The organism is Pseudomonas sp. Irchel s3b6 (assembly GCF_900187415.1).
In the GTDB taxonomy this organism is placed as follows: Bacteria; Pseudomonadota; Gammaproteobacteria; order Pseudomonadales; family Pseudomonadaceae; genus Aquipseudomonas.
Genome location: NZ_FYDM01000014.1, coordinates 24,622 through 50,964 on the forward strand (window position 1 = coordinate 24,622; position 26,343 = coordinate 50,964).

The window sequence follows — 26,343 nt, forward strand, 5'->3', positions numbered from 1 at the left end:
AGGCGCCCTTGGGCGCGCGCGGTTAACAGCAATTACTTGAAGCTATATCAATGCACATCTTTCCAGTATTCGCGCTTGAGCAGATAGGCGAATACGAAGAAGAACGCCAGGTACAGCAACACATAGGTACCAATGCGCTGGTGCTCCAGCTTAACCGGGTTAGCCGAGTAAGCGAGGAAGGTTACCAGATTCTTGACCTTCTCATCGAACTGCTCTTCAGTCAGAGCACCGGACTTCGGCACGATGGTCAACTGATCGCACGCTTCATGAGTCAGCGGCGTGCCGGTCAGCGGATCATATTGCTTCTTGCCGTCTTCGACGACCTGAACCTGTTTGCAACCTACGACCTGGCGACCTTGCAGGCCGACCAGCACGTTAGGCATGCCCACGTTCGGGAACACCTTGTTGTTCACACCCCAAGGGCGCGACGGATCTTCGTAGAACGACTTCAGGTAACCGTACAGCCAGTCGGTACCACGAACGCGAGCCACCAGGGTCAGGTCAGGCGGCGCAGCACCGAACCAGGCCTTGGCGTCTGCCGGCTGCATACCGATGCTCATGTGATCGCCAATCTTGGCGCCGGTGAACACCAGGTTCTTCAACATCAGATCGTGAGGAATCCCCAGATCGTCGGCAACGCGCTCATAGCGCTGGAACTTGGCACTGTGGCAACCCATGCAGTAGTTGGCGAACGTACGTGCGCCATCTTGCATTGCCGCTTTGTCGGAAACGTCGATATCGACCTTTTCCAGCTCAGGACCGCCCGCCGAAGACGCGAACGAGAACACAGGCATAGCCGCAAGAATCAGTACAGCAAATAGCTTTTTCATCAGCCAGTCACCCTTTCCGGAACCGGTTTGGTCTTCTCGAGCCTGGTGTAGAACGGCATCAGAATGAAGTAGGCGAAGTACAGGAAGGTACATACCTGCGACAGCAGCGTACGACCCGGTGTTGGAGCCAACACACCCAACACACCCAGAATCACGAACGAAATGCAGAACACCCAGAGCCAGATCTTGCTCAGCCAGCCTTTGTAGCGCATAGATTTGACCGGACTGCGGTCAAGCCAAGGCAGGACAAACAGCACGGCAATCGCGGCACCCATGGCGATGACGCCCAGGAGCTTGTCCGGAACCGCACGCAGGATCGCGTAGAACGGGGTGAAGTACCAGACCGGAGCGATGTGCTCAGGAGTCTTGAATGCGTTCGCCACTTCAAAGTTCGGCTTCTCGAGGAAGTAACCGCCCATTTCCGGGAAGAAGAACACGATCGAGCAGAAGATGAACAGGAACACCACAACGCCGACGATATCTTTCACGGTGTAGTATGGGTGGAAGGCAATGCCGTCCAGCGGTACGCCGTTTTCGTCCTTGTACTTCTTGATGTCCACGCCGTCAGGGTTGTTCGAACCGACTTCGTGCAGCGCCAGAACGTGCAGCACCACCAGACCAAGAATCACGATCGGCAAGGCGACTACGTGCAAGGCAAAGAAGCGGTTCAGGGTGATGCCCGAAATCAGGTAGTCACCACGGATCCACTGGGTCAGGTCGTCGCCGATGACCGGGATCGCACCGAACAGCGAGATGATCACCTGGGCACCCCAGTAGGACATCTGGCCCCAAGGCAGCAGGTAGCCCATGAAGGCCTCTGCCATCAGCGCCAGGTAGATCAGCATGCCGAACACCCACACCAGCTCACGCGGCTTCTGGTACGAACCGTAGAGCAGGCCACGGAACATGTGCAGGTAAACCACGATGAAGAACGCCGAAGCGCCGGTGGAGTGCAGCAGACGCAGGATCGAGCCGTACTCGACGTCGCGCATGATGTATTCGACGGAGGCGAACGCCTCTTCCGCCGACGGGGTGTAGCTCATGGTCAACCAGACGCCGGTTACGATCTGGTTAACCAGAACCAGCAGCGCCAGGGAGCCAAAGAAGTAGAAGAAGTTGAAGTTCTTCGGGGCGTAGTACTTGCTGAGATGGTCTTCCCACATTTTGGTGGCGGGAAAGCGCGCATCAACCCAATCCATGAACTTGCTCATCACGCTTTCTCCGTATCGACGCCGACGACAATGATGTCATCCGACTCATAGGAATGCGGGGGAACTGGCAGGTTCAAAGGCGCAGGCTGCGACTTGAAGACACGGCCAGCCAGATCGTAGTGGGAACCGTGGCAAGGGCAGAAATAACCCCCTACCCATTTCGGACCAAGATCCGCTGGCGCCACTTCTGGACGGAAAGTCGGAGAACAGCCCAGGTGCGTGCAAATACCGATCAGCAGCAGAACCTCTGGCTTGATCGAACGCGTCTTGGGGTCCACATAGGTCGGTTGTACCGAGCTCTTGGAGTCCGGATCGGAGAGATCACCCTCGATCTTCGTAAGATTCCCCAAAATCTCCTGGGTACGGCGGACGATGAACACCGGCTGACCGCGCCATTCAGCAATCATTTGCTGACCTGGTTCGATTTTGCTGACATTCACTTTCACCGGTGCACCTGCGGCCTTCGCCTTGGCACTGGGAAACCACGACCCCACGAACGGGACCGCAGCCCCCACCGCTCCTGCAGCACCCACCACGGATGTGGCTGCTACCAGAAAGCGACGCCGGCCTGCATTCACGCCGTCATTGCTCATTCAGTCCTCTCCCATCAGCTTTGTGGCCTGTTAAATCAGGCATCTACTAAGTAAAAATCTGAACTTATAAAAATTTTGCCGAATGGTAATGAAAAGCCCCAATTCTGACAAGGTAATTACCACCCGGCACAACCGCCAAGCCTTGTAGTATAGGGCCTCTACGGATGTGGCAAGTTGTCACACCACAAATCTTGGCCCATAAAAAACGCCCAGCTCCGTGAGGAGACTGGGCGCCTTTGAACGCGAAAGCGAATTAACGCTTCGAGTACTGCGGACGCTTACGCGCTTTACGCAGACCAACTTTCTTACGTTCAACTTCACGAGCATCGCGAGTCACGAAGCCAGCTTTGCGCAGAGCGCCACGCAGGGTTTCGTCGTACTGCATCAGAGCGCGAGTGATACCGTGGCGGATTGCGCCAGCTTGACCACTTACACCACCACCGATCACGGTGACGTAGATGTCGAACTTCTCGACAGTCTCAGTCAATTCCAGCGGCTGACGAACTACCATGCGGGCAGTTTCGCGACCGAAGAAATTATCCAGCGAACGGTTGTTGATGGAGATGTTACCAGTACCCGGACGCAGGAAAACGCGTGCGGTTGCGGTCTTGCGACGGCCAGTGCCGTAATTTTGAGTCGCCGACATAATGAACTATTCCGTTAAAACTTCAGTTCTTGGGGCTGCTGAGCAGTATGAGGGTGAGCAGCGCCCGCATAGACTTTCAGCTTACGATACATGTCGCGACCCAGTGGGTTCTTAGGCAGCATGCCTTTAACCGCGGTCTCGATCACGCGCTCAGGGGCCTTGGCGATCAGCTTTTCAAAGTTGATCGACTTGATGCCGCCCGGGAAACCGGAGTGGGAGTAGTACATTTTGTCAGTGGTTTTAGCACCGGTAACACGGATCTGCTCGGCATTGATAACGACGATGTAGTCGCCGGTGTCAACGTGAGGAGTGTACTCAGGCTTGTGCTTGCCACGCAGACGGCTCGCGATCTCAGTGGCCAGACGACCCAGGGTCTGACCTGCAGCATCGACGACAAACCAGTCGCGCTGTACTGTTTCCGGTTTAGCAGTAAAAGTTTTCATTCTTTATAGCCTCAGGGGCCGCCCTGTAAATTAGACGGCGGATCTTACTGAATAGTGCGTACTTTGACAAGTCAAAGGCAGCCGGATACAGACGCTTTCGGGGGCTCGGGTCGGCGCGTCCGTTCAACGGCAAGATTCTTCGGCGGCGGCGCATCACTTCCACTGCAGAAAGAGGTGCGCAATTATGCAGATTGTAAAAAATTTTTCAACCTGCTTTTATGAATGTTTTGCCAAGGGAGCACCCGATGGACTATCGCCAGCTAGGCCGCACCGACCTGAAAGTGAGCGCCATCTGCCTCGGAACCATGACCTGGGGCGAGCAAAACAGCGAGGCTGAAGCCTTCGCGCAGATTGAACGGGCCAAGCGCGCCGGGATCAATTTCATCGACACCGCCGAAATGTACCCGGTACCGCCCAAGGCCGAAACCTACGCCAGCACCGAGCGCTACATCGGCAACTACTTCAAACGCCACGGCGATCGCGCCGACTGGGTCCTGGCCAGCAAGATCGCGGGGCCGGGCAACACCATCGACTACATCCGCGACGGCCATCTCAAGCACAATCGCGAACACATCGTCCAGGCCCTGGATGCCAGCCTCAAGCGCCTGCAGACCGACTGGATCGACCTCTACCAGCTGCACTGGCCGGAGCGCAGCACCAACTTTTTTGGCCAGTTGGGCTACAAGCACAAGAGTGAAGTCAACCTGACGCCGCTCGAGGACACCCTTGAAGCACTGGACGAACAGGTCAAGGCCGGCAAGATTCGCCACATCGGCCTGTCCAACGAAACCCCGTGGGGCACCATGCGCTTCCTCGCCCTGGCCGAAGCCCGCGGCTGGCCACGAACGGTCTCGATCCAGAACCCCTACAACCTGCTCAACCGCAGCTTTGAAGTGGGCCTGGCGGAAATCGCCATTCGCGAACAGTGCGGATTGCTCGCCTACTCGCCGCTGGCGTTCGGCTTTCTCTCAGGCAAGTACGAAGGTGGGGCTCGCCCGGCAAAAGGCCGCCTGAGCCTCTACAGTCGCTTCAGCCGCTACTTCAACCCGCAGTCGGAAGCCGCGTGCAGTCGTTATGTGGCGCTGGCCCGCGAGCACGGCCTGGACCCGGCTCAAATGGCCCTGGCGTTCGTGAACCAGCAACCGTTCGTCACCAGCAACATCATCGGCGCAACGACGCTGGAACAACTGGACAGCAACATCGCCAGCGTCGACCTGAAGTTGTCCGACGAAGTGCTGGCGGGAATCGAGGCGATTCACAAGGATCACCCGAACCCTGCGCCCTGATTGACCTTTAGATGATGATCATTCCCACGCTCCCGCGTGGGAATGCGTCCCGTGACGCTCTACGTCACAGCATCAACGGCGGACGCAGAGCGTCCATAACAGCGTTCCCACGCAGAGCGCGGGAACGCTCAACACCGAATCAAAGCGACCGCGCAATAATCTCCTTCATGATTTCATTGGTCCCGGCATAGATCCGCTGCACGCGCGCATCCGCCCACGCCCGGGCGATCGGGTATTCCCACATGAAGCCGTAGCCGCCGTGCAGTTGCACGCACTCGTCGAGCACCTTGCATTGCAGGTCGGTGCCCCAGTACTTGGCCATCGCCGCCGTCGGCACGTCGAGCTTGCCTTGCAGGTGCAGCTCCAGGCAGCGGTCGACGAACACCCGACCAATCTGGATCTCGGTGGCCATTTCCGCCAGCTTGAAGCGGGTGTTCTGGAAGTCGGCGATCGACTTGCCGAACGCCTTGCGCTCGCGGGTATAGTCCAGCGTCCACTGCAACGCCGCCTCGGCCGAGGCCAGGCCACCGACGGCCACCGTCAGGCGCTCCTGTGGCAGCTCTTGCATCAGGTAGGCAAAACCCATCCCGGCTTGCCCCAACAGGTTCTCCTTGGGAATCCGCACGTCCTGGAAGAACAGCTCGGAGGTGTCCTGGGCCTTCATACCGACCTTTTCCAGGCGCTTGCCCTTGTCGAAGCCCGGGGTGTCGGCTTCCACCAGGAACAGGCTGGTGCCCTTGGCCCCGGCCTTGGGATCGGTCTTGGCCACGACAATCACCAGGTCCGCGAGAAAACCGTTGGTAATGAAGGTTTTCGAGCCGTTGATCACGTACTCATCACCGTCCAGCACTGCGGTGGTTTTCACCCCTTGCAGGTCGGAACCGGCACCGGGCTCGGTCATGGCAATGGCGGTGACCATTTCCCCCGAGACCAGCTTGGGTAGGTATTTGTGTTTCAAGGCTTCACTGCCGTAATGCAGGATGTACGGCGCCACGATGTCCGAATGCAGGGAGAAGCCGATGCCGGTCAGCCCCAGCCGCCCCACCTCCTCGATGACCACCGCGCTGTAGAGAAAATCCGCACCGAGGCCACCGTACTCTTCCGGCAGATGGGAACACAGCATCCCCGCCTCCCCTGCCTTGCTCCAGAGTTCACGGTCGATGTAACCCTGCTTTTCCCATTGAGCATGAAAGGGCACGGCCTCTTTCTCGAGGAAGGTTCGTACGCTGTCGCGAAACAGTTCGTGCTCGGAACTGAACAAGGTTCTTGGAATCATCGGGGCACCTGTGATTATTGTTGGCCGAAAATTGAATCCCAGAGCCTAAGCCCCACGCCCGGAACAGGACACTGGACACATCAGCCAAAAAATAAGACGATCCAGCCGCTTGGTGACCACTTTCCCCTATAAGAATAAATTGAATTATGTCTATCCAACCCTCCTCGCCCTTGCGGCGTGTCAGTATCCTGGCTATCGACCGGGTTTTTGCCTACACCCTCATGCAGGCCAAGGATTTCTTCCACCTGGCCAGCCTGCGCTACGGCAAACAACAGGGTCATGGCCTGACTCCCGGATTCGAAACCCGCGTGGTCAGCCCCGACGGTAAACCCGTCAACAGCTTCAGCGATGTGCTCATGCCGGTGGACGGCGGCCTGGAAAACACTGACATCATCATCCTCCCGGCCTTCTGGGACGATTTCGACACCCTGTGCCAACGTTATCCACAAGTGCTGCCATGGTTGCGCGAGCAACACACCCGTGGAGCGGTGCTCTGCGGCGAGGCCACCGGGGTGTTCTGGCTGGCCGAAGCCGGATTGCTCGATGGCAAGGAAGCGACCACCTACTGGCGCTTTTTCAACGCCTTCGAGGAACGCTTCCCCAATGTCCAACTCAACAAGGACAAGCACCTGACCGACGCCGACAACCTGTACTGCGCCGGCGGCACCACCTCGGCCTGCGACCTCTATATCTACCTGATCGAGCGTTTCTGTGGCGCCAACGTGTCCCAGGCCGTGGCCCGTGACATCCTGTATGAAGTGCAGCGCAGCTATTCCCCCGGCCGCATTGGCTTCGGCGGACAGAAGCTGCATCAGGATGTGATCATCCTGCAGATCCAGCACTGGCTCGAAGAGCACTTTGCCGACAAGTTCCGCTTCGAAGACGTCGCCCGTGAACACGGCATGAGCATCCGCAACTTCATGCGCCGCTTCCAGACCGCCACCGGCGACAAGCCGCTGCACTACCTGCAACGGTTGCGCATCGAAACCGCCAAGGGCCTGCTCTCGGGCAGCCGCAAGAGCATCAAGACCATCAGCTACGAAGTCGGCTACGACGACGCGAGCTTCTTCGCCCGTCTGTTCCGCCAGCACACCGAGCTGTCGCCGAACCAGTATCGGCAGCAATTCCAGCAAGCGGCATAGCTCGTAAGGCTCAACACCAATCAAGATTCGGGTTCTTCAGCGCACAAAAAAGGGCCTGCAATGCAGGCCCTTTTTTATTTTCCGAAACGCCCTACGGCTTGTGTGCCCGCGACAGGAACTCGTGGGACTGCATTTCCAGCAGGCGGCTGAGGGTGCGCTGGAACTCGAAGTTCAGGCGACCGCCGGTATAGAGGTCCTTGAGTTCGACTTCAGCAGAAATGATCAGCTTGACGTTACGGTCGTAGAACTCGTCGACCATGTTGATGAAACGCCGGGCGATGTCATCGGTGGTGACGCTCATCTGCTCTACGCCGCTGAGCAGCACGGCATGGAAGATCTTGCCCAGTTCGATGTAGTCGTTCTGGCTGCGCGGACCGTCGCACAGTTCGCGGAAGTCGAACCAGGCAACGTCGTCGCAGGTGCGCAAGGCGCGAATCTCGCGGTTCTCGATCATCAGCACGTCGTTCTCGACCGCGGCCGTGCATTCCGGCGTCAGCGCGCGGAAACTCTTGCGCAGACTTTCGTGGGACGCTTCGTCGAGCGGACAGTGGAACAGCTCCGCTTGCTCCAGGTGACGCAGACGGTAGTCGACGCCGCTGTCGACGTTGACGATGTCGGTATTCTGCTTGATCAGCGCGATAGCCGGCAGGAACCGCGCGCGCTGCAGACCGTCCTTGTACAGGCCGTCCGGCACGATGTTCGACGTGGCCACCAGGGTCACGCCGTTCTTGAACAGTTCTTCCATCAGGGTGCCGAGGATCATCGCGTCGGTGATGTCGGACACGAAGAACTCATCGAAACAGATCACCCGCGCTTCGTTGGAAAAACGCTTGGCGATGATGGTCAGCGGGTTTTTCTCGCCGCCCAGGGTCTTCATCTCTTCGTGCACACGCTTCATGAAGCGGTGGAAGTGAGTACGGGACTTTTCCTTGAACGGCAGCGCTTCGTAGAAGGTGTCGACCAGGTAAGTCTTGCCGCGACCTACGCCGCCCCAGAAGTACAGGCCCTTGACCGGCGCCTGGTCCTTTTTGCCAAACAGCTTGCCGAGCAGGCCCGGCTTGCTCTGCGAAGCCGCGACCAGATCGTCGTACAGGCGCTGCAAATGGCGCACAGCAGTTTCCTGGGCCGCGTCGTGGAAGAACTCCGGGCGTTTCAGATCAGCTTGATATCGTTCTAGGGGCGTCATAATTCGTTAGCAAGGCAACAAAAACGGGCCGACACTGTAGCGACGGCCCTGAAGAATGGCAATCGGCCCTTGGTCGGGCCGAGCCGCTGATTATTCCTGTACGGGCGTCAGAGCAACCCGCAGGGCGTCGATAGCGACGTCTCGCGCCGCACTGTCCGCGAAGGCTGGGCTGTCGCCGACACACTCGCCTTCCAGCCAGACACTGAAGCTCAGGTCTTCGCTGCGCACATCCAGCGCCTGGCCGGATTGCAGCTGCTTGGTCACCTGACCTGCGGTTTTACCGTCGGCGAAGTGACGCGACAACAGCAGTTGCTCGCCATCAGCGGCCAGCAGACGGAAACGGAAACTACCGTCCTCTTCACGAAAGCTGACAAAGCGCGCGGCTTTCACGGCTTTCTTCTTGGTGGTCGCCGCCACCTGCGTCTGGTTGACGAAAGAACGCAGGCCGACCGCCTCACGCAGTTCATTCAGGAACGGCGTGGCGACCGCACGGGCCTTTTTCGCACCGATCTGCAGAATGTCTTCCAGGTCGGATGGACGCTCCATCAGCTTGTAGTATCGATCGCGGGACTCGCCCAACTCGCTGTCGAGCAGCTGGAACAGACGGTTCTTCGCCTCACCCCAGCCTAGGCCCTGCAACAGTTCGCTGCGGAACTCGTCGGCCTGCGCCGGAGTGGCAAAGGCCTGGAACAAGGTGAACAGGTGCGAGTTGTCCGGGTCCTTGGCTTCGCCTGGGGCGCGGGAGTCGGTGACGATCCGCGAAATCGCGTCCTTCATTTCCTTGGCGCTTGAGAACAACGGAATAGTGTTGTCGTAACTTTTCGACATCTTGCGGCCGTCGAGGCCCGGCAAGGTGGCGACGCTCTCCTCGATCAACGCCTCGGGCATGGTGAAGAACTCTTTGCCCTGGCCAAACAGGTGGTTGAAACGCTGGCCGATGTCGCGGGCCATTTCCACGTGCTGGATCTGATCGCGGCCGACCGGCACCTTGTGCGCGTTGAACATCAGAATGTCCGCCGCCATCAGCACCGGGTAGCTGTACAGGCCCATGGTGATACCGGCATCCGGGTCTTCCCCGGTTTCGACGTTCTTATCCACCGACGCCTTGTAGGCGTGCGCACGGTTGAGCAGGCCCTTGGCCGCGACACAGGTCAGCAACCAGGTGAGCTCGGGGATTTCCGGGATGTCGGACTGGCGGTAAAAGGTGACCCGATCCACATCCAGGCCACCGGCCAGCCAGGTCGCGGCGATTTCCAGACGCGAGCGCTGGATGCGCAGCGGGTCATCGCACTTGATCAGGGCGTGGTAGTCGGCCAGGAAGTAGAACGAATCGGCATTGCTGTCACGGCTGGCGACGATTGCCGGGCGGATCGCGCCGGCGTAGTTGCCCAGGTGCGGAGTGCCGGTGGTGGTGATACCGGTGAGGATGCGCGTACGAGTAGTCATGGGTAATCGCTTATCTGACTGCAATCAATTCGAAAGGCGCGGCAGGATCAGATCCTTGAGATCGGTCAGCTTGCCGTGAAAAAAGTGTCCGCATTCTGCCACTTTCAGCAGCTCATGGGGGCGATCAAGGGCCTCGGACCAGTCGTAAACCAGCTGCGGATCGATGACTTCGTCGGTTTCCGGCTGGATCAACGTCAGTGCACAGTGCCTGGGCAACTGATCCTGATCACCCAGGCGCATCACCGCCGGCGCCACCATGAACAGCCGATCCAGGTTCTCCCCCTTGGCTTCCAGGCGCCCGCCAAGGCTGGCCGCGACAAACCCACCGAAGGAAAAACCGAACAGCGTCATCGGCAAGCCAGGGTGTTTGGCGCGAAACCATTCGGCCACGGCTTGCGCGTCGTCGACTTCACCGCTGCCCATGTCATGGCTGCCGGCGCTGGCGCCTACACCCCGATAATTAAAACGTAATGTGATCAGACCGGCATCGCGGGCAGTGCGCTGCAAGGTCGACACGACTTTATTGAGCATGGTGCCACCCTGCACCGGGTTGGGATGGCAGATCAGCGCCAGGCCGCGTGGTTGCTCGTTGTCCAGGTAAAGGGCCTCGAGCTGGCCGACCGGGCCATCAATCACTACAGGGGTTTCACGCATCAGCAAGGAAGGAACTCCGTGACCTCGAATCGGGTCGACTCGTCTAGCAAATTGTCTGTGCCAATCTATTGCGAGTGAATCGCGGTATACAGCGCAGGTTCGAGCCGTTAACGTAAAGCAAAGCCGTTTATAGAGGAAGGACTCGTGGAACACTCGCTCTTAGTTTGGTTGTTGCCGACTCTTGCCCTGGTTGCCGGTGTCGCCATTGGATTCCTGGTTGCTCGCTTGCTGCCCAATGCCGTGCCTAACAGCACGCAACGACAGCTGGATGACATTCAGGAACGTTTTGACAGCTATCAGAATGAAGTGGTCACCCACTTCAACAGCACCGCAATGCTGGTGAAGAAACTCACTCAGAGCTATCAGGAAGTACAAGACCACCTCGCCGAGGGCGCCAACCGCCTGGCCCTGGACGAACAGACTCGCCAACGCCTGCTGGCGGCCCTGCAGGCCGATGCCGTGCAAGCGCCACGGGAACGCCTGACACCGCCGCGCGATCAGGAACCGCCTCGCGACTACGCTCCCAAAACGCCGAACGCACCGGGCATGCTCGATGAGCATTACGGTCTGAAAAAGTAATCAGGTTTCGCGCAATATAAAAAGCCCGCCCGATCTGCTGAGGATCGGGCGGGCTTTTTTACGCCCGGGGTTCAGTCAGGCACTTGCGGGTATTACTGGACCTGGCCGTACTGCTGACCAGGGATCGCCTTGAGATTGACCTCGACGCGACGGTTCTGCGCACGACCATTGGTGTCACCGTTGCTGGCGACCGGATTATCCGGGCCGGCACCACGAGCACTCAGGTTGGCACCACTCACGCCCTGGGACGTCAGGTAGGTAGCCACGCTCTGGGCACGACGCTGGGACAGGTCCATGTTGTGCTGGCGGCTGCCGGTGCTGTCGGTGTAGCCGACGATCTCGATCTGGTTCTGGTTGAACTCCTTCAGGGAGCCGGCCAGATTATTCAGCGGCTGGTAGAAGCCTGATGCGATATTCGCCGAATCGGTGGCGAACGTGATGTTACCCGGCATGATCAGCTTGATCTGATCACCCTGACGCTGCACTTCAACACCGGTGTTGGCCATGCTGGCGCGCAGTTTCTTTTCCTGCTGGTCGGCGTAGTAGCCGTAACCGGCGGCGGAAGCACCGACCACGGCAGCGCCGATCAGCGCGCCCTTGCCACGGTTGTCGTGGTTGATGGCCGCGCCCGCCAGGGCACCTGCCAGCGCACCCAGGCCGCCGTATTTGGCGGTCTTGCTCATGCCCGTGGAGCCGCCGTCGGCCTGACCCTGGTTGTCATAGGTGTTAGGGGACGCACAGCCAGACAACAAGGCCACGGCAGTAGCGACAATAATCAAACGACGCGAGGTGAACATGGAAAGCTCCTACTTTTTTACATTCTGTGGTGCAACGGACGTTGGCAATAGACCCTTGCGGAAGTTGGAACACAGCGACCGGCAAAAATTCCGTGGCCGCCTCCAACACCAGGGGATCTAGGCTCGTACAAATGGATTGTCACGCATTTCATCACCCAGGCGGGTATCCGGACCATGTCCGGTTACCACCGTTGCCTCTTCATCGAGGGTGTACAGGCGCTGCTTGATCGAGCGCACGATAGTCGCCTGATCACCGCCCCACAAGTCCGTGCGCCCTACCCCGCGCCGAAACAGCGTGTCACCGGCAATCAGCAGCTTAGCCTCGGAAAACCAGAAACTCATGGAACCCGGCGTATGCCCCGGCGTGTGCAACGCCACGCCACAACCGCAAGCCAGTTCCTCATCATCGGCCAGCCAGCGATCCGGTGGCGGCACCGGCGTATAGGGCACCCCGAACATGCCGCACTGCATCTCCAGATTGTCCCAGAGGAACTGATCTTCCTTATGCAGGTGCAAGGTGGCGCCGGTTTTTTCCTTCAACTGACCGGAGGCCAGGAAGTGATCCAGGTGCGCATGGGTATGAATGATGCTCACCACCTTCAACCCCAAGGCCTCCAGCCGCGCCAGAATCAACTCATGATTGCCACCCGGGTCGACGACAATCGCCTTTTTAGTGATCGGATCGCCGATGATCGTGCAGTTGCACTGCAAAGGGCCGACGGGAAAGGTTTCGCGGATGAGCGCGGGTTTTGCGACGTCCATGGAGACTCCTGAAGAGTGGATCGCCCATTTTGACCCAGGTCGTCATGGAATGGCGATACCTGGCAGGCAACCCCGGGCCAAGAGCGCTCATTTGATCTTTTTTTGAGAATCAATGATTCGAATTGCCGATCGGGTTCGGGCACCCTCCCGGCTCTTTGACCAGGGTACGAATTTTATGAGTATGTCGAGTAAATGGATGGTGGGTATTGCACTGAGCAGCGTGCTGCTGACCGGTTGCGTCTCGAAAGTGACGGAACAGGAGCAATACTCCGGCTTCCTGCCTAACTACGAAGGCCTGCAAGAGACCACCTCGCCAAGTGGCCAGAAAGTGCTGCGTTGGGTAGCGCCTGGCTTCAAGCCTGGGGCGTACTCCACGGTGGTATTCGACCAACTGGAACTGTATCCAGAGCCGAAGCCGACCGACCGGGTCAGCCTGAGCACCCTGAAAGACCTGCAATTCATGGCGAACGAAAGCACCAGAAACACCCTTGCACAGCAGTACAAGGTCGTTTCGAGCACCAAGCTGGCGCCTGAGGGCTCCCGGACCCTGATCATGCACGCGGCGATCACCGAGGTATCTGCCTCGAACGAACCCATGCACTGGTATGAAGCCGTTCCGATCGCAGCAATTGTCGGCACCACTCAGGTAGCCATGGGTACCCGCGACCAGATTGCCGAGGTGTATATCGAAGCCGACCTGATCGACGCCAAATCCGGCTTGCCGGTCGCCAAGATGGTGCGCAAGGTTTTCGGTGAAGGTCTGGAAAACTCCGACACGCCGATTACCGCCAAAGACTTCAAGGCAGCGATCAAGACCGTCTCCGCTGACATGCAAGCCCTGCTTTCCAAGCAGTAAGCCATCCGTCATCGCACTGGACCCATGAGAGGCCCGAGTTCATGAAAAAATTGACGTCTATTCTGTCGGTGCTCGGGCTACTCGCCAGTTCCAGCGCCCTGGCGGTCACGGTTGTCCCACTCAACAACCAGACCTCCCAGACCATCCAGCAAGACACCAGCGCTTGCCAATCCCAGGCCAACGCCCAATACCCGACACAAAACACGGTGCCGACAGGCGGTCGTGTAAAAGGCGCGGCCACCGCGGCTGTCGCCGGGAGCGTGGCAGCGGAGGTCCGGGGCCGCCAGCATGAAGAGTTGTACGATCAGGTCGACGATGACGTCAAGCAAGACTACCGCCAGAATCGTGCCCAGAGCGCAGCGGCTGCCGGTGCTGTCGTCGGAGCATCGAGACAACGCCAGGAACGCCGGCAGAACATGAGCACCTCCGAACAAAACGTCAACGCCAGCAACTCGGTCTATACCAGTTGCCTGCAACAGCGGGGCTATAACGTCTTGCCTTGACCGCAGACGGGTAGCCGCCTCCGGAACCACGGAAACAGCCCCCCGCTCCCCGTCAGAACCCCAAAGGCAACGTCTCCTTCCCCTCCAGCCCCAACAAAAACTGCTTCGCCGCCAGCCCACCGGCAAACCCGGTCAGACTTCCTGATGCGCCAATCACCCGATGACAGGGCGTGACAATCGAGATCGGGTTCTTGCCATTGGCCGCCCCCACTGCCCGTACGGCCCTGGGGCTGCCAATCTGTTGGGCAATCTGGCTATAGCTGCGGGTTTCCCCGAACGGAATGGTCAACAACGCGCGCCAGACCTTTTGCTGGAACTCAGTACCGGCAAAGTCCAGCTCCAGATCAAAGCGGTCGCGGTGACCGGCAAAGTACTGCTTGAGCTGGTGTTCGGCTTCCTGCAGAACCGGGCTGTGGATATCTTCCTGCAGCGGGCCGATGCGTACCCGGTTGAGTTTTTCGTTTTCCCAGAGAATGGCGCAGAGCTTGTTGCCCTTGGCTATCAGGGTGAGGGTGCCGACCGGTGAAGGCATCCGCTTAAACACGTATGACATGGGAGACTCCTTGATCCGACGCTCAAGAGCGATCGTTCATCGTTGTCAGGGGACACATTCACAATAATGGGTGATTCAACCGCAAGAACTACGTTTCTTGCGGTTGAACTGCTGGATGGACAGGACATTGCAGCGCGCGAGCTTGAGATTCCGCGGGCAATAGGACCGAGGGTTATGCCAGTAGTCCCAATTCTTTCGCCCGGGCCACGGCTTGTGTACGGCGCTCGACCCCCAGTTTACTGTTGATGTGGCTGGCGTGGGTTTTCACCGTGTGCAGCGAGATGAACAGCTGATCGCTGATTTCCTGGTTCGAGCAGCCTCGGGCGATCAGTTGCAGCACCGCGTGTTCGCGGACGCTGAGGGTTTCCGCGCCGTGCTGCGGCTCTGCACTTTCGCGGATCGCGGCGTGCGGTAAACGCTCCATCAGGCTCTGACGCAACGAGCTGTCTGGACAGTGCGCCAGTTGTTCGCGCAACCAGTGCGCACGCTCGCGCAGCAGCCACTCAAAGGGTTGCAATGCGCCGCCGACGGCGGCCGCTTCGAACGCTTGCGCCAAGGCCTGTCGCGCTTGCGGCTCGCGTCCAGTGCTCAGTAACAAGGCAACCTTCTGACTCAGCGCCATGACGCTGAGCAACTGGCGGCCGGTTTTCTGTCCATGCTCCAACAAGGCATTGAGTCGCCCTTCGGCCAGCATCGGCTGCCCTTGTATGGACTCCAGCAGGGCTTGTTGCAACTCGATGTGCAACGGCATTTGTGGGTGGAATTCGGGGGGCGCCGCGGCCTGTTCGCCGTTGTAGGTCTGGCCGAGTCGCATCAGCCAGGCCTCGGCCAGGTCGGTACGGCCCTGGGCCAGCCAGAGTTCGCATTTGACCAGCGTGATCATCGCCAGGTAGTAGATAGGCGGCACGTCCCAGATATGCATCAGCCGCTCGGCCTCACCCAATTCGGCGAATGCCTTGGCAAACTCGCCTTTACCGCCCTCAAGCCTGGCGATCACACAGTGGCCGATCAACACACTGATGTCGCGACAGGCCCGCGCCTCACTCAGGCCCTGGTGCAATCGCGCCAACCCGGCTTCGGGCTGCAGGCGCAGGGTCAGCAAAAAACCTTCATACAGGGTCAGGCGTGCACGAACCGCATACAGGCGCTGCGGTGCCAGCCCCTGCAAGCGTTTCTGGCCCTGATGCACTTCCTCCAGCGAGCGGAGAATTTCCCCCCGCGCCTGCAGCACCCGCGCCCGGTCGTAATGGGCCAGCGCCTCGAATAATGGATTGCCGACCCGTTGCGCCAGCTCCAGCGACTCACGGTTCAGGCCACGGGCACGCCACAGGTCGGCATCGACGATGGCCAGGTTGGACAAGGTCGACAGGCACATCAAGCGCTGGCCGTAACGTTTTTGCGGCAGGCTCTCCAGGGCTTCGCTGCAGTAGCGCAAGGTCAGTTCACGCTGGCCACGCCCCCGGGCAATGATCCCGCTCAGCGCCAGCCACTGCGCGAGCATGGACTTCTGTGCAGTGGCCGAAGGGGCCGGCAGGAACCGGCTCAAATGGCTGGCCAACTCCTCGGCGGCATCCAGCTGGCAGGCCATCCCCAACGCCCAGCTGTACAGCACGATCAGGCGCGGGGTGCTGATCAGCAGGCTGTCGGGCAAGTCCATTTTCCAGCGCAACAGCATGCCCACGTTCTGCTCGGCCAGCAGTTGCTCCTCGGACAGGTTCTGCACCAGGTTGGCCGCAACGTCCAGATGCCCGGCGCGCAACGCCTGTTCGACAGCTTCGTCGAGCAGCCCCTGGGCATTGAACCAACGACAAGCGCGCAGGTGCAGGCTGGCGGTCGGGACCACCGCATTGGCGGTCGGCCGACTGCGCAACAGGTCGGAAAACAGGTGGTGATAGCGATACCAGTGGCCATGTTCGTCCAGTGGCACCAGAAACACCTGATGGGACAGCAGAAAGCGCAGGATCTCGGCGCTGTCATGCGCCTCGCGCACCGCGTCACACAGCTCGCTGCAAAAGCGTTCTTGCGGAGCCGTATCGTAGAGAAACGACTGCACCTCGGGAGGCAGGCAATCGATGACTTCTTCGAGCAGGTAGTCGCGGATCAGTCCTTCACCCCCGTGCAGCGGTTGCGGCAACGCACCTCCACTCCCTGCCTCAGAGGCCGCCAACAGCCAGAATCGCAGCCCGGCGACCCAGCCTTCGCTGCGCGAAATCAGGCTCTCCAGCGCTTCGCCGCGTAGCGAGCTGCTGTGCCGGTCAAGCAGGGCCAGGGATTCGTCGTGGGTCAGGCGCAGGTCCTGTTCATGCAGTTCGAGCAACTGGCGCGACAGGCGCAAACGCGCCAGATGCCAGTCCGGACGCTGGCGACTGGTCACCATGACCAGCAGGCCATCGGGCAAGTGATTGAGGAAAAATTGCAGACAGCGATCAAGTACCGGCCCCTGGGCCAGGTGATAGTCATCCAGCACCAGCAGCAACGGCCTGTTGGTCGACAACTGGCCGGCCAACTCATCCAGCAGCCCGTCCAGCCACTCTTCGAAGGCGAACGGTTGATGCCGCTGACGCATCTTCAACAGGCCAAGGGCCTGGCTGCCCAATCGGGGGAAATAGTGTTGCAGGCCTTCCAGCAGCCGCTCCAGGAAGCGCCCCGGATCACTGTCCCGCGCGCTTAGCCCCAGCCACAGGCTTTGCCAGTGCGCCGGCAGGCTCTGACAGAACTCCACCGCCAATGAGCTTTTACCGAAGCCGGCCGGCGCACTGACCAGCAGCAATCGCCCCTGCAGGCCAGCACTCAGCCGCTCGCACAAGCGAGGCCGCAGTACATAGCCATCAGGCAAGGGTGGGCGGTAAAAACGCCCTTCCGGCATCGGCAGTGCCGTGCTGGTGGGGGGCTGGATTCGGAACAGGTCAGTCATAGCCAACTCTTATTGAAGTGCTGTTGTCGGCATTGCAGATGTCCGCAGACTAGCGGTAAACAGAGGCGGATTGAAGGTTATTGCTACAAATGGCTACAAAAAGTGCATGGCGACTCTGTCATATCGACCGTATGGCGTTACAAACACCGGCCAATGTAACGGCGCGGTGTGTCAGGCAGGTTGCCGGGCCGGTTTGCGGAACGCAAAAAAACGCCCCGAACCAGTCGGGGCGTTTTTCGAGGATGCGGCCTCGTTACAGCGTATTAGCGAACACCTTCCTGGCGCAGTGCCGCCGGGGTGAAGTCGCTGGTGGTGGCCGTAAAGCCGAAGTCATAGGCCTGCTTCTCTTCGTTCTTCATGCCCAGCGCCAGGTAGCGGCCGGACTGCAGGTCGTAGAGGGTTTCCAGGGCATACCACGGCACTTGCTTGTCGTAGTAGTCCTCGGCATGGGCCTCGGCCACGCGCCACAGTTGACCACGACCGTCGTAGTGGTCAATCACCGCGGCTTGCCAGGTGTCTTCGTCGATGTAGAAGTCACGCTTGGCATAGATGTGGCGCTGACCTTCCTTCAGGGTTGCGACCACATGCCAGACGCGACGCAGCTCGTAACGCGCCAGGTCCTGGTTGATGTGGCCGGCCTTGATGATGTCGGCGTACTTGAGCTTCGGATCGTCGAGCTTGTAGCTGTCGGAGGCGATGTACATTTCCTTCTTGCCTTCGAGCTTCCAGTCGTAACGGTCCGGTGCACCGTTGTACATGTCCAGGTTGTCGGACGTACGCAGGCCGTCGGCCGCGGTACCCGGGCCATCGTAGGACACTTGCGGGGCCCGGCGCACACGACGCTGACCAGCGTTGTAGACCCACGCCGAGCGTGGTTCCTTGACCTGGTCGAGGGTTTCGTGAACCAGCAGCACACCACCGGCCAGACGCGCTGGCGCGGTCACTTTCTGTTTGAAGTAGAACAGGATGTTGCCCGGGTTTTTCGGGTCGTAGTCCTTCATCTTGTCGCGGAACACGAACTGGTCCTGGAAGTACACCAGGCTGTACGAGCCGTTCGCTTGTGGCGTGGCCTGGGTCACCAGGCGGGTCACGCTGCCGCCACGATAGCGGGTGATGTGGTTCCAGATGACTTCCACACCACTTTTCGGGATCGGGAACGGGATGGCCGTTTCGAAGTTTTCCAGACCGTTGCCACCGGAGACCAGGCTGGTGTTGGTGGCATTGCGCTTGATGGCGGCAAATACGTCAGCCGGCACGGTGGAACCACGATGGGACGGATACACCGGCATTTTGTAGGTTTCCGGGTAACGCTTGAACATCGCGTATTGGCCCGGTGCCAACTTGTCCTTGTACTTGTCGACATTCTGCGCGGTGATGGTGAACAGGGGTTGCTCGCTGCCATACGGGTTGGACAGGAAGCCTTTGCTGTCAACGGTACCGGCGTTCTTGGCCAGGGGTTTCCAGGTCGGGATCGAACCATCGGCATTGCCCGCCATTTCCGCGCCCATCGGCGTCAGGCTCTTGCCCAGCTTGTCCGCTTCAGCTGCCGGGACCGCGGCCATGACACCGGTCGCCAGCAACGACAGCCCCAGTACCCCGACGTGCAACAGATTCTTGGTCATTTTCATTTCTTGTTCGTCCTGAAAAAGCAGTGCTTAGAAGTTCACGCCGAAGCTGAGCGCGACGAAATCACGGTCATCCACGGTGGTGTACTTGCCGTCGAAGAAGTTGGTGTAGTTGAGGCTTGCGGTGTAGGTGTTCTGGTATTCGGCATCGAGCCCCAGGCTGACCGCTTTACGACCCTCCTCGAAGTTTCCGCCAGGGCCTGGCGAGTAACCTTCCACATCATGGGACCAGGCCACGTTCGGCTTGAGGTTGACGCCGGCGATGGCATCGTTGTAATCCCAGATGGCACGACCACGGTAGCCCCACGAGGTTGGCGTGGTGAAACCCTCGTCGTTACAGTTACGGGTAGCATTGTTGGTCGCCGTACCTGGACCGGCGCCAGCAATGGTCCTCCCGTTGAGGAATTCACAGGAGCCGTTGGGCAGTTCGCCCGGACCATAAACCGGGTCACGGCCATAACGCACATCTGAAGTACTCTCCAGCCCACCTACGTGGGTCACGCCGACTTCACCCACCAGGGTCAGGCGACTGGCGCCCATGACCTGGTCAAAGAAGTGCGTCAGGGTGGTCTGGAACTGAGTCACTTCCTTGCGGCGATAACCGTTCAGGTCGGAACCCGGCGAGGCCGAGAGCAGCGAAGCGTTGGCCAGCGCGCCACCCAAAGGACGTACACCCGCGAACAGAATGTCGGTGGAGTTCAGCTGCACCGGCGCATTCGGACGGTAGCTGACCTCGCCTTGCCACGCCGTGCCGGTAGGCAAGGTGGTGGAGAAGCTCAGGCCGTAGAGGCGAATGTCTTCCGGGTACTCGACGAAGTACTCCGAGTTGCCGGCCACCAACAGTGGCCCGAGCGCGGCGAACGGTCCTGGCAGTGATGCCGCGGTGTTATAGACCGACTGCGGAGCACCGGTGGCGCTGAAGATCGGCGCACGGCTGTGGTAGTTCATGAAGTAGGCACCGAACTCGGTGTCCAGCGGGTCGAACATGTACTTGAAGGACGCGCCCCACTGGCCGCTGTCCCGCGCATCGTGGTCTGGCCCGCGACGCACCAGCACACCTTCCTCGTTGACGTCGACGCCGTTGGCAGCCAATGGCCCCAGCGCGATGGCCGGAATGGTCGAACGCTTGTTCAGCACCCGCAGGTTGTTATCGCAACCGTCGGCGATGATGTCTGGCTGGGAGAAGAAGGTACCGCAGTTATCGACGACAGTCTGATCCCACTCCAGCTGGTAGAAGGCTTCGGCGGAGAGGTTCTCGGTCAGGCTCTGGGACACATAGAACATGTTGACCGGAATCAGGCCTTCCTTGATCTCGGCGCCCGGGCGACGGAACGCGGAAACGTCGATCGGGTTGATCGAGTTGATGCCGCCGCCGATGAAGGTACTTTCACCCCAACTGACGACCTGTTTGCCCAAGCGCACGGAACCCGGCTGCTCGGCGATGGCGTAGTTGTGGTAGACGAAAGCGTCGAGGATCTGGCCGCCTGCGGACTTGGCGCCTTCCTTGCGATTGTCGTCGCTGATGTCCTTGAACGGACGGCTTTCGTCCTGGAGTTCAAAGTCGTACCAGTATTTGCCCCGCACAAAGACGCCGGTATCGCCGTACTTCAATTCAAGATCATGGATGCCCTTGAAGATCTTCGAAAAGGTTTCCCCGCTTTTGAAGTTCAAGTGGCCATCGTCGGAGGTCTGGGACAGGCCGTGACCGCCGTTGTTGACGCCGATGAGGTTCTTGTTGGCGCTCTCGGTAGACCAACTTGCACCCAACGAAAGGGACGAGTCGAACTGACCTTCGATTTCACCAATGTTGAAACTGACGCCGAATGCAGGCCCGGCGAGCGTAGAGGCGAGACTGACCGCCAGAGGCAGTTTCGCCCGGCGCCAGAACTGGTTTACTGATGTCATCGACGCTACTCCATGTGCTTTTATTGTTATGGCGTTTAGCACTTTTAAAAACGCTCTGAAGGACAGTGAGCCATGCGCTCGCCAAATCGTTCAAAGTTGCATCGCCCCTGTTCGTGCGTGTGCCCCGTTCTTAAAAATCCTTGAACGGACTATATCCAGCAGGCTGTACTGCATGATCCCTCTAAAGTGTGATTTGCAGCCCCCGACCACTCTGGAACAGTCCTTCTGCCAGTCCGGCAGATGCCGGCACGGCAAGGATGGCTGAAAATATGGATTTGACAAGCCAAGCGCTTGCTTGGTGGGCCTGCCGCGCCCTTTCGGGCACGGCAAGGGGGGCTTAAAGCGTCGAGAGGAAGGTGCTGTTATTGGCCTGCCATTCGGTGATGTCGACCCGAATGCGTTTTTTGTCCAGCTTGCCGACACTGGTCTTGGGAATTTCAGTAACAAGGGCAATCTGACTCGGGATGGCCCACTTGCTCAGGTGTCCCTGCTCGACGAACGGTTTGAGGTGTTCCTTGAGTTCCTTGGCCCCGAGTATGTGGCCTTCACGAAGCACCAGCAGGGCAAACGGACGCTCACCCCATTGCGGGTCCGCAATACCGACCACTGCTACTTCACGTACCGCTGCATGACGGCTGATCAGGTCTTCCAGGTCCAGGGAAGAAACCCACTCGCCGCCGGTCTTGATGACGTCCTTGATCCGGTCACGGATGTCGATCACCCCCATGCTGTCCAGGGTCGCCACGTCGCCAGTGTGCAACCAGCCCCCGGCCCACAGTTCTGACCCCTTCTGCGGCTCTTTGAAGTAACCTTCGGTGAGCCACGGTGCACGCAACACCAACTCGCCCTGGGACTCACCGTCCGCCGGCAGGAAGTTACCGTCGGCATCGACGATAGCCGCTTCCACCAGGGGCCCCGGCACCCCGGCCTTGATCCGGTAGGTGGTGCGCTCGTCTTCGGTACCGGCCATCAACTCATCGTTAAGGTGCGCACAGGACACCAGCGGACCGGTTTCCGACATGCCATAGGCCGCCGTCAATTGAATGCCCTTGGCCTTGGCCGCCTCGTACAGCGCACGATTGAGCGCGCTGCCGCCGATGACGATTTTCCAGCCACCGAAGTCCGTGCCTTGCGCCGCCTTGGCGTTGAGCAGCATTTGCAGGATGGTCGGCACGCAATGGGAGAAGCTGACTTTTTCCTTGCGCCACAACTCCACCAGGTATTCCGGGTCGTAACGGCCGGGGTAGACCTGCTTGAGGCCCAGCATGGTGGCCACATACGGCAGCCCCCAGGCATGCACGTGGAACATCGGGGTAATCGGCATGTACACGTCGCTGGTGCCCAGCAAGCGGACGCTGTCGATGCTGCCCATGATCGTCGAAACACCCATGGTGTGCAGCACCAGTTGCCGATGGGTAAAGTACACCCCCTTGGGATTGCCGGTGGTGCCGGTGGTATAGAAGGTCGTTGCCACCGAGTTCTCGTCGAAATCCTCGAAGGTATACTCCGGGCTCGCGGCAGCCAGCAATTGTTCGTACTCGCCCATCAGGTTCGGCAGGTCGGCGGTTTTTTCCGGCAGGTCGGTCAGTAGCAGGGTCTGCTCGACCGTGGTCAGGTGCCCGGCGATGGCCTGGTACAGCCCGACGAACTCGCTGTTGACCAGCACGAAGCGGTCCTCGGCGTGGTTCATGGTGTAGAGGATCTGCTCGGGTGAAAGACGTACGTTGATGGTGTGAATCACCGCACCGATCATCGGGATGGCAAACATGCACTCCAGGTAGCGATGGCTGTCCCAGTCCATCACCGCCACGGTATCACCGGCCTTGACCCCTGCTGCCGTGAGCACGTTGGCCAGCCGCGCGACACGCTCGATCAGGGTCGGATAGCTGTAGCGCAACTGGTCGCGGTAGACAATCTCGCGGGTTTTCTCGTAACGGCTGCCGGACATCAGCAATCGCTTGATCAACAGCGGGTATTGATAAGCACCTTCAGCTGGCGGAATAACGCGAGTCTGCAACATAAGCATCCCTTTATCTGACTGCACGGTCGTGGCGTAAAGTAGGCACTTTAATCAGCCTGGACGCGCGCCAAATCAGCCAAAGGAATGATTTGCAGAGCGGCGCAAATACTGGCTTTGCGCCAGCATTCGCATCGACAATCTGATCAATGCATCTCGGTAAGGGCCAGTTTTACGCCGATTGCGATCAGTACTGCGCCCATCATGCGATCAAACCAGTGCCCCATGCGGGCGAAACCGGCGCGCACACGCTGCTGGCTGAACAACATCGCCACCAGGCAAAACCAGATCGCGGTGGCGACGGCCAGGTAGATCCCGTAGCCGGCCTGCACCGCCAGCGGTGTGTGCGGGTTGATCACCACGGTGAACAGCGACAGGAAGAACAGCGTGGCCTTGGGGTTCAGGCCATTGGTCACGAAGCCCGAGGTGAACGCGCCACGGGCCGTGCGCTCGCCGGCTTCCTTGTGCAGGTTTTCGGTCGAAGGCTTCGCCGGTTGCGCGCGCAAGGCCTTGAAACCGATGTACAGCAGGTAGGCAGCCGCCAGCCACTTGAGCGCGTTGAACAGCACGATCGACTGCGAAACGATCAGGCCGATACCCAGCAACGAGTAACCCACATGCAGGAAAATCGCGCTGCCGACACCCAGCGCCGTCCACGTCCCGGCGCGACGACCGTGGGTCACCGCCTCACGCACCACCACGGCAAAGTCCGGGCCCGGGCTCGCGACGGCCAGCAGGTGAATCAGGGCAACGGTCAAAAACTCTGTCCAGTACATGGTGGGGCTCCTTTAGGCCAAGCGTAACTAGTTATTTCATCTGGTAGGCTCGGCAGATTACGCCTTCAGACTTATGCGCAAAAGGTACAGTTAATGACGAACAATCGCCGCGCCGTTTTCCTCGACCACAGCTCGCTTGACCTGGGTGACCTTGACCTCAGTGGCTTGCAACAGTGCTTCGATGACTTGCAACTGCAATCGCTGACCACCCCTGATAACGTCGTTGAACGGCTGCAAGGCGCCAGCGTGGCCATCAGCAACAAAGTCCCGCTCAACGCCACCACCCTCAAGGCCTGCCCGAACCTGAAGCTGATACTGATCGCCGCCACCGGCACCAACAACGTGGATCTGGTCGCCGCCCGTGCCCAAGGCATTACCGTGAGCAACTGCCAGGGCTACGGCACGCCATCGGTGGCGCAGCACACCCTCATGTTGCTGCTCAACCTCGCCACCCGCCTGGGCGACTATCAGAAAGCCGTCGGTGCAGGTCGCTGGCAGCAAGCCAGCCAGTTCTGCCTGCTGGATTACCCGATCGTCGAACTGCAAGGCAAGACCCTCGGCCTGCTCGGCCATGGCGAACTGGGTGGCGCGGTTGCCCGGCTGGCCGAAGCCTTTGGCATGCGGGTCATCACGGGCCAGATTCCCGGACGCCCGGCGCGCGCCGACCGTGTACCGCTGGATGAACTGCTCGCGCAGGTCGACGCCCTGACCTTGCATTGCCCGCTCAACGAACACACTCGTCACTTCATCGGAGCGCGCGAGTTGGCGCTGCTCAAACCCGGCGCCTTCGTGGTCAACACCGCGCGCGGTGGCCTGATCGACGAACAGGCCCTGGCCGATGCCTTGCGCAGTGGTCATCTGGGTGGCGCGGCAACCGACGTGCTGAGCGTCGAACCGCCGACCGCAGGCAACCCCCTGCTGGCCAACGATATTCCCCGCTTGATCGTGACCCCGCACAACGCCTGGGGCAGCCGCGAGGCTCGGCAACGGATCGTCGGCCAATTGAGCGAGAACGCCCAAGGTTTTTTCAGCGGTACAGCGCTGCGGGTCGTCAGTTGATAAACTGCCGCACTTTTTTTCAAGGAGCAGGTTATGGATCCGCGCAGTGAAGTACTGCTTCGTCAGGCCGAATTGTTTCAAGGTCAATTGCTACTGGCCGGTTTGCCCGCCGATGACTTGCTCGGCAAGTTACCCAAGGCCCACGGCTGGTGCTGGCATGCCGGCGATCAGGCGGCGCTGGATGCGCGCTTTGCCGAGCGCAGCCATTTTGGCGTGAATGCCCCGAGCCGCGAATTTGAAACGGCCGTGGTGTTCCTGCCCAAATCCAAGGACCTGACCGATTACATCCTCAACGCCCTCGCCTCGCGCCTGGCCGGTCGCGAACTGTACCTGGTAGGTGAAAAGCGCAGCGGCATCGAGGGCGCCGCCAAGCAGCTGAACCCTTTTGGCAAACCGCGCAAGCTCGACAGCGCGCGGCATTGCCAGCTCTGGCAAGTGACCGTGGCCAACGCACCGCAGGCCAAATCACTGGAGAGCCTGGCGCAAACCTATGAGCTGCCATTGGCCGAAGGCCCGCTGAAAGTCATCAGCCTGCCGGGCGTGTTTAGCCATGGTCGCCTGGATCGCGGTAGCGCCCTGCTGCTTGAACACCTGGACAAACTGCCCAGCGGTCACTTGCTGGACTTCGGTTGCGGTGCTGGAGTTCTGGGGGCCGCGGTGAAGCGTCGTTACCCGCACAACACCGTCACCCTGCTGGACGTCGATGCGTTCGCCGCTGCCAGCAGCCGCCTGACACTGGCCGCTAACGGCCTGGAAGCCGAGGTGTTGACCGGAGATGGCATCGACGCCGCGCCCATGGGTTTGAGCGCGATCCTGAGTAATCCACCGTTCCATGTCGGGGTTCATACCGATTACTTCGCTACGGAAAACCTGCTGCGAAAAGCGGCCAAACATCTGAAAAATGGTGGAGAACTTCGCCTGGTAGCCAATAGTTTCCTGAAGTACCAGCCGCTGATCGAAGAGCATCTGGGCGCCTGTTCGATCAAGGCCGAAGGACAGGGTTTCCGTATCTACCGAGCCAAGCGCGGTTGAATACCCTGTTGAAAAAGAACGCTTGCCGAATGGATTTTGCCTAGGCAGAATCCGCTCCGTCCTAGGGGAGTAGTCTCCCACGAGCGCCATGCTCGTCCGGCATACGTCAACATACTTGATCCTCAGATCATGGCGTATGCGACCCAAGCGTCCGCACAGACGGACCGCAGGGTTTGACAAGACCTATGACACGCACACCTTACCCGGGGCGGGAAGGCTGTACGTGTCATAGCCGTGTCGACCCGCCCCTTA

General features: G+C 59.7%; 24 protein-coding genes and 1 riboswitch. Of the genes, 7 read left to right on the forward strand and 17 right to left on the reverse strand.

From position 1 onward, the window contains the following. Positions 1-47 precede the first annotated feature (47 nt). The 5 genes from CKW07_RS19880 to rplM all read right to left on the reverse strand — a co-directional run bounded on the left by CKW07_RS19880 (position 48) and on the right by rplM (position 3,723). Positions 48-830: a cytochrome c1 gene (locus CKW07_RS19880; RefSeq protein WP_095146672.1), complete on the reverse strand. Its 783-nt coding sequence runs from the start codon at positions 828-830 to the stop codon at positions 48-50. Continuing rightward, a complete protein-coding gene (locus tag CKW07_RS19885) occupies positions 830-2,041 on the reverse strand; it encodes a cytochrome bc complex cytochrome b subunit (protein WP_095146673.1) in 1,212 nt (403 codons plus the stop codon). The genes CKW07_RS19880 and CKW07_RS19885 overlap by 1 nt, the downstream gene beginning before the upstream one ends. Continuing rightward, positions 2,041-2,634: a ubiquinol-cytochrome c reductase iron-sulfur subunit gene (petA, locus tag CKW07_RS19890; RefSeq protein ID WP_095146674.1), complete on the reverse strand. Its 594-nt coding sequence runs from the start codon at positions 2,632-2,634 to the stop codon at positions 2,041-2,043. Before petA ends, CKW07_RS19885 begins: the two co-directional genes overlap by 1 nt. A gap of 253 nt (positions 2,635-2,887) precedes the next feature. Beyond that, positions 2,888-3,280, reverse strand: coding sequence for a 30S ribosomal protein S9 (gene rpsI / locus CKW07_RS19895; RefSeq protein ID WP_002555064.1), 393 nt, complete (start codon positions 3,278-3,280; stop codon positions 2,888-2,890). A 14-nt stretch (positions 3,281-3,294) separates the two neighbouring features. Beyond that, positions 3,295-3,723: a 50S ribosomal protein L13 gene (gene rplM, locus CKW07_RS19900; protein ID WP_095146675.1), complete on the reverse strand. Its 429-nt coding sequence runs from the start codon at positions 3,721-3,723 to the stop codon at positions 3,295-3,297. Positions 3,724-3,968: 245 nt separating this feature from the next. Between rplM and CKW07_RS19905 the strand changes: the two genes are divergently transcribed. After that, positions 3,969-5,009 carry an NADP(H)-dependent aldo-keto reductase gene (locus CKW07_RS19905; protein ID WP_095146676.1) on the forward strand — a complete coding sequence of 347 codons (1,041 nt, stop codon included), beginning with the start codon at positions 3,969-3,971 and terminating at the stop codon, positions 5,007-5,009. Between the two features lie 139 nt (positions 5,010-5,148). On the opposite strand, the gene CKW07_RS19910 is transcribed toward CKW07_RS19905, so the two are convergent. Then, positions 5,149-6,285, reverse strand: coding sequence for an acyl-CoA dehydrogenase family protein (locus CKW07_RS19910; RefSeq protein WP_095146677.1), 1,137 nt, complete (start codon positions 6,283-6,285; stop codon positions 5,149-5,151). A gap of 245 nt (positions 6,286-6,530) precedes the next feature. On the opposite strand from CKW07_RS19910, the gene CKW07_RS19915 reads away from it, so the two are divergent. Next, positions 6,531-7,427 (forward strand): GlxA family transcriptional regulator, encoded by an 897-nt coding sequence (locus CKW07_RS19915; RefSeq protein ID WP_176465348.1) that lies wholly within the window; start codon positions 6,531-6,533, stop codon positions 7,425-7,427. Positions 7,428-7,518: 91 nt separating this feature from the next. Here CKW07_RS19915 and zapE read toward each other — a convergent pair whose 3' ends face one another. The 3 genes from zapE to CKW07_RS19930 all read right to left on the reverse strand — a co-directional run bounded on the left by zapE (position 7,519) and on the right by CKW07_RS19930 (position 10,713). Beyond that, a complete protein-coding gene (gene zapE, locus CKW07_RS19920; RefSeq protein ID WP_095079789.1) occupies positions 7,519-8,613 on the reverse strand; it encodes a cell division protein ZapE in 1,095 nt (364 codons plus the stop codon). 90 nt (positions 8,614-8,703) lie between these two features. Next, complete coding sequence (locus CKW07_RS19925) at positions 8,704-10,059, reverse strand: tryptophan--tRNA ligase (RefSeq protein ID WP_095146679.1); 1,356 nt, start codon at positions 10,057-10,059, stop codon at positions 8,704-8,706. A 24-nt stretch (positions 10,060-10,083) separates the two neighbouring features. Beyond that, on the reverse strand, positions 10,084-10,713 hold the full coding sequence (locus tag CKW07_RS19930; protein WP_095146745.1) for an alpha/beta hydrolase: 630 nt from the start codon (positions 10,711-10,713) through the stop codon (positions 10,084-10,086). A 144-nt stretch (positions 10,714-10,857) separates the two neighbouring features. On the opposite strand from CKW07_RS19930, the gene CKW07_RS19935 reads away from it, so the two are divergent. Further along, the gene (locus tag CKW07_RS19935; RefSeq protein ID WP_095079783.1) at positions 10,858-11,292 is read left to right on the forward strand and encodes a YhcB family protein; all 435 of its coding nucleotides are present in this window, start codon (positions 10,858-10,860) and stop codon (positions 11,290-11,292) included. Between the two features lie 92 nt (positions 11,293-11,384). Here CKW07_RS19935 and CKW07_RS19940 read toward each other — a convergent pair whose 3' ends face one another. Both CKW07_RS19940 and CKW07_RS19945 read right to left on the reverse strand, forming a co-directional pair. After that, a complete protein-coding gene (locus CKW07_RS19940) occupies positions 11,385-12,089 on the reverse strand; it encodes an OmpA family protein (RefSeq protein ID WP_095146680.1) in 705 nt (234 codons plus the stop codon). A gap of 117 nt (positions 12,090-12,206) precedes the next feature. Then, positions 12,207-12,851: an MBL fold metallo-hydrolase gene (locus CKW07_RS19945; RefSeq protein WP_095079775.1), complete on the reverse strand. Its 645-nt coding sequence runs from the start codon at positions 12,849-12,851 to the stop codon at positions 12,207-12,209. A gap of 175 nt (positions 12,852-13,026) precedes the next feature. Between CKW07_RS19945 and CKW07_RS19950 the strand changes: the two genes are divergently transcribed. Next, positions 13,027-13,707 carry a DUF3313 domain-containing protein gene (locus CKW07_RS19950; RefSeq protein WP_095146681.1) on the forward strand — a complete coding sequence of 227 codons (681 nt, stop codon included), beginning with the start codon at positions 13,027-13,029 and terminating at the stop codon, positions 13,705-13,707. A gap of 41 nt (positions 13,708-13,748) precedes the next feature. Further along, positions 13,749-14,210 (forward strand): YMGG-like glycine zipper-containing protein, encoded by a 462-nt coding sequence (locus CKW07_RS19955; protein ID WP_095146682.1) that lies wholly within the window; start codon positions 13,749-13,751, stop codon positions 14,208-14,210. Positions 14,211-14,262: 52 nt separating this feature from the next. Here CKW07_RS19955 and CKW07_RS19960 read toward each other — a convergent pair whose 3' ends face one another. From CKW07_RS19960 to CKW07_RS19985, 6 genes are all read right to left on the reverse strand, one after another. Continuing rightward, entirely contained in the window at positions 14,263-14,763 is a 501-nt protein-coding gene (locus CKW07_RS19960; RefSeq protein ID WP_095146683.1) for a methylated-DNA--[protein]-cysteine S-methyltransferase, read from the reverse strand. A gap of 172 nt (positions 14,764-14,935) precedes the next feature. Continuing rightward, on the reverse strand, positions 14,936-17,677 hold the full coding sequence (locus tag CKW07_RS19965; RefSeq protein WP_095146684.1) for a LuxR C-terminal-related transcriptional regulator: 2,742 nt from the start codon (positions 17,675-17,677) through the stop codon (positions 14,936-14,938). A gap of 263 nt (positions 17,678-17,940) precedes the next feature. After that, entirely contained in the window at positions 17,941-19,305 is a 1,365-nt protein-coding gene (locus CKW07_RS19970; RefSeq protein WP_095146685.1) for a DUF1329 domain-containing protein, read from the reverse strand. Between the two features lie 27 nt (positions 19,306-19,332). Further along, positions 19,333-21,207 carry a DUF1302 domain-containing protein gene (locus tag CKW07_RS19975; protein WP_095146686.1) on the reverse strand — a complete coding sequence of 625 codons (1,875 nt, stop codon included), beginning with the start codon at positions 21,205-21,207 and terminating at the stop codon, positions 19,333-19,335. A gap of 337 nt (positions 21,208-21,544) precedes the next feature. Continuing rightward, positions 21,545-23,227 carry a fatty acid--CoA ligase gene (locus CKW07_RS19980; RefSeq protein ID WP_095146687.1) on the reverse strand — a complete coding sequence of 561 codons (1,683 nt, stop codon included), beginning with the start codon at positions 23,225-23,227 and terminating at the stop codon, positions 21,545-21,547. A gap of 143 nt (positions 23,228-23,370) precedes the next feature. Next, on the reverse strand, positions 23,371-24,000 hold the full coding sequence (locus tag CKW07_RS19985) for a LysE family translocator (protein WP_095146688.1): 630 nt from the start codon (positions 23,998-24,000) through the stop codon (positions 23,371-23,373). Between the two features lie 93 nt (positions 24,001-24,093). Here CKW07_RS19985 and CKW07_RS19990 point away from each other — a divergent pair, with 93 nt between their 5' ends. Both CKW07_RS19990 and CKW07_RS19995 read left to right on the forward strand, forming a co-directional pair. Then, positions 24,094-25,059: a 2-hydroxyacid dehydrogenase gene (locus tag CKW07_RS19990; protein ID WP_095146689.1), complete on the forward strand. Its 966-nt coding sequence runs from the start codon at positions 24,094-24,096 to the stop codon at positions 25,057-25,059. A 33-nt stretch (positions 25,060-25,092) separates the two neighbouring features. Continuing rightward, the gene (locus CKW07_RS19995; RefSeq protein ID WP_095146690.1) at positions 25,093-26,091 is read left to right on the forward strand and encodes a class I SAM-dependent methyltransferase; all 999 of its coding nucleotides are present in this window, start codon (positions 25,093-25,095) and stop codon (positions 26,089-26,091) included. A 52-nt stretch (positions 26,092-26,143) separates the two neighbouring features. Then, positions 26,144-26,265: riboswitch (yybP-ykoY riboswitch) on the forward strand. The last annotated feature ends 78 nt before the right edge of the window (positions 26,266-26,343 follow it).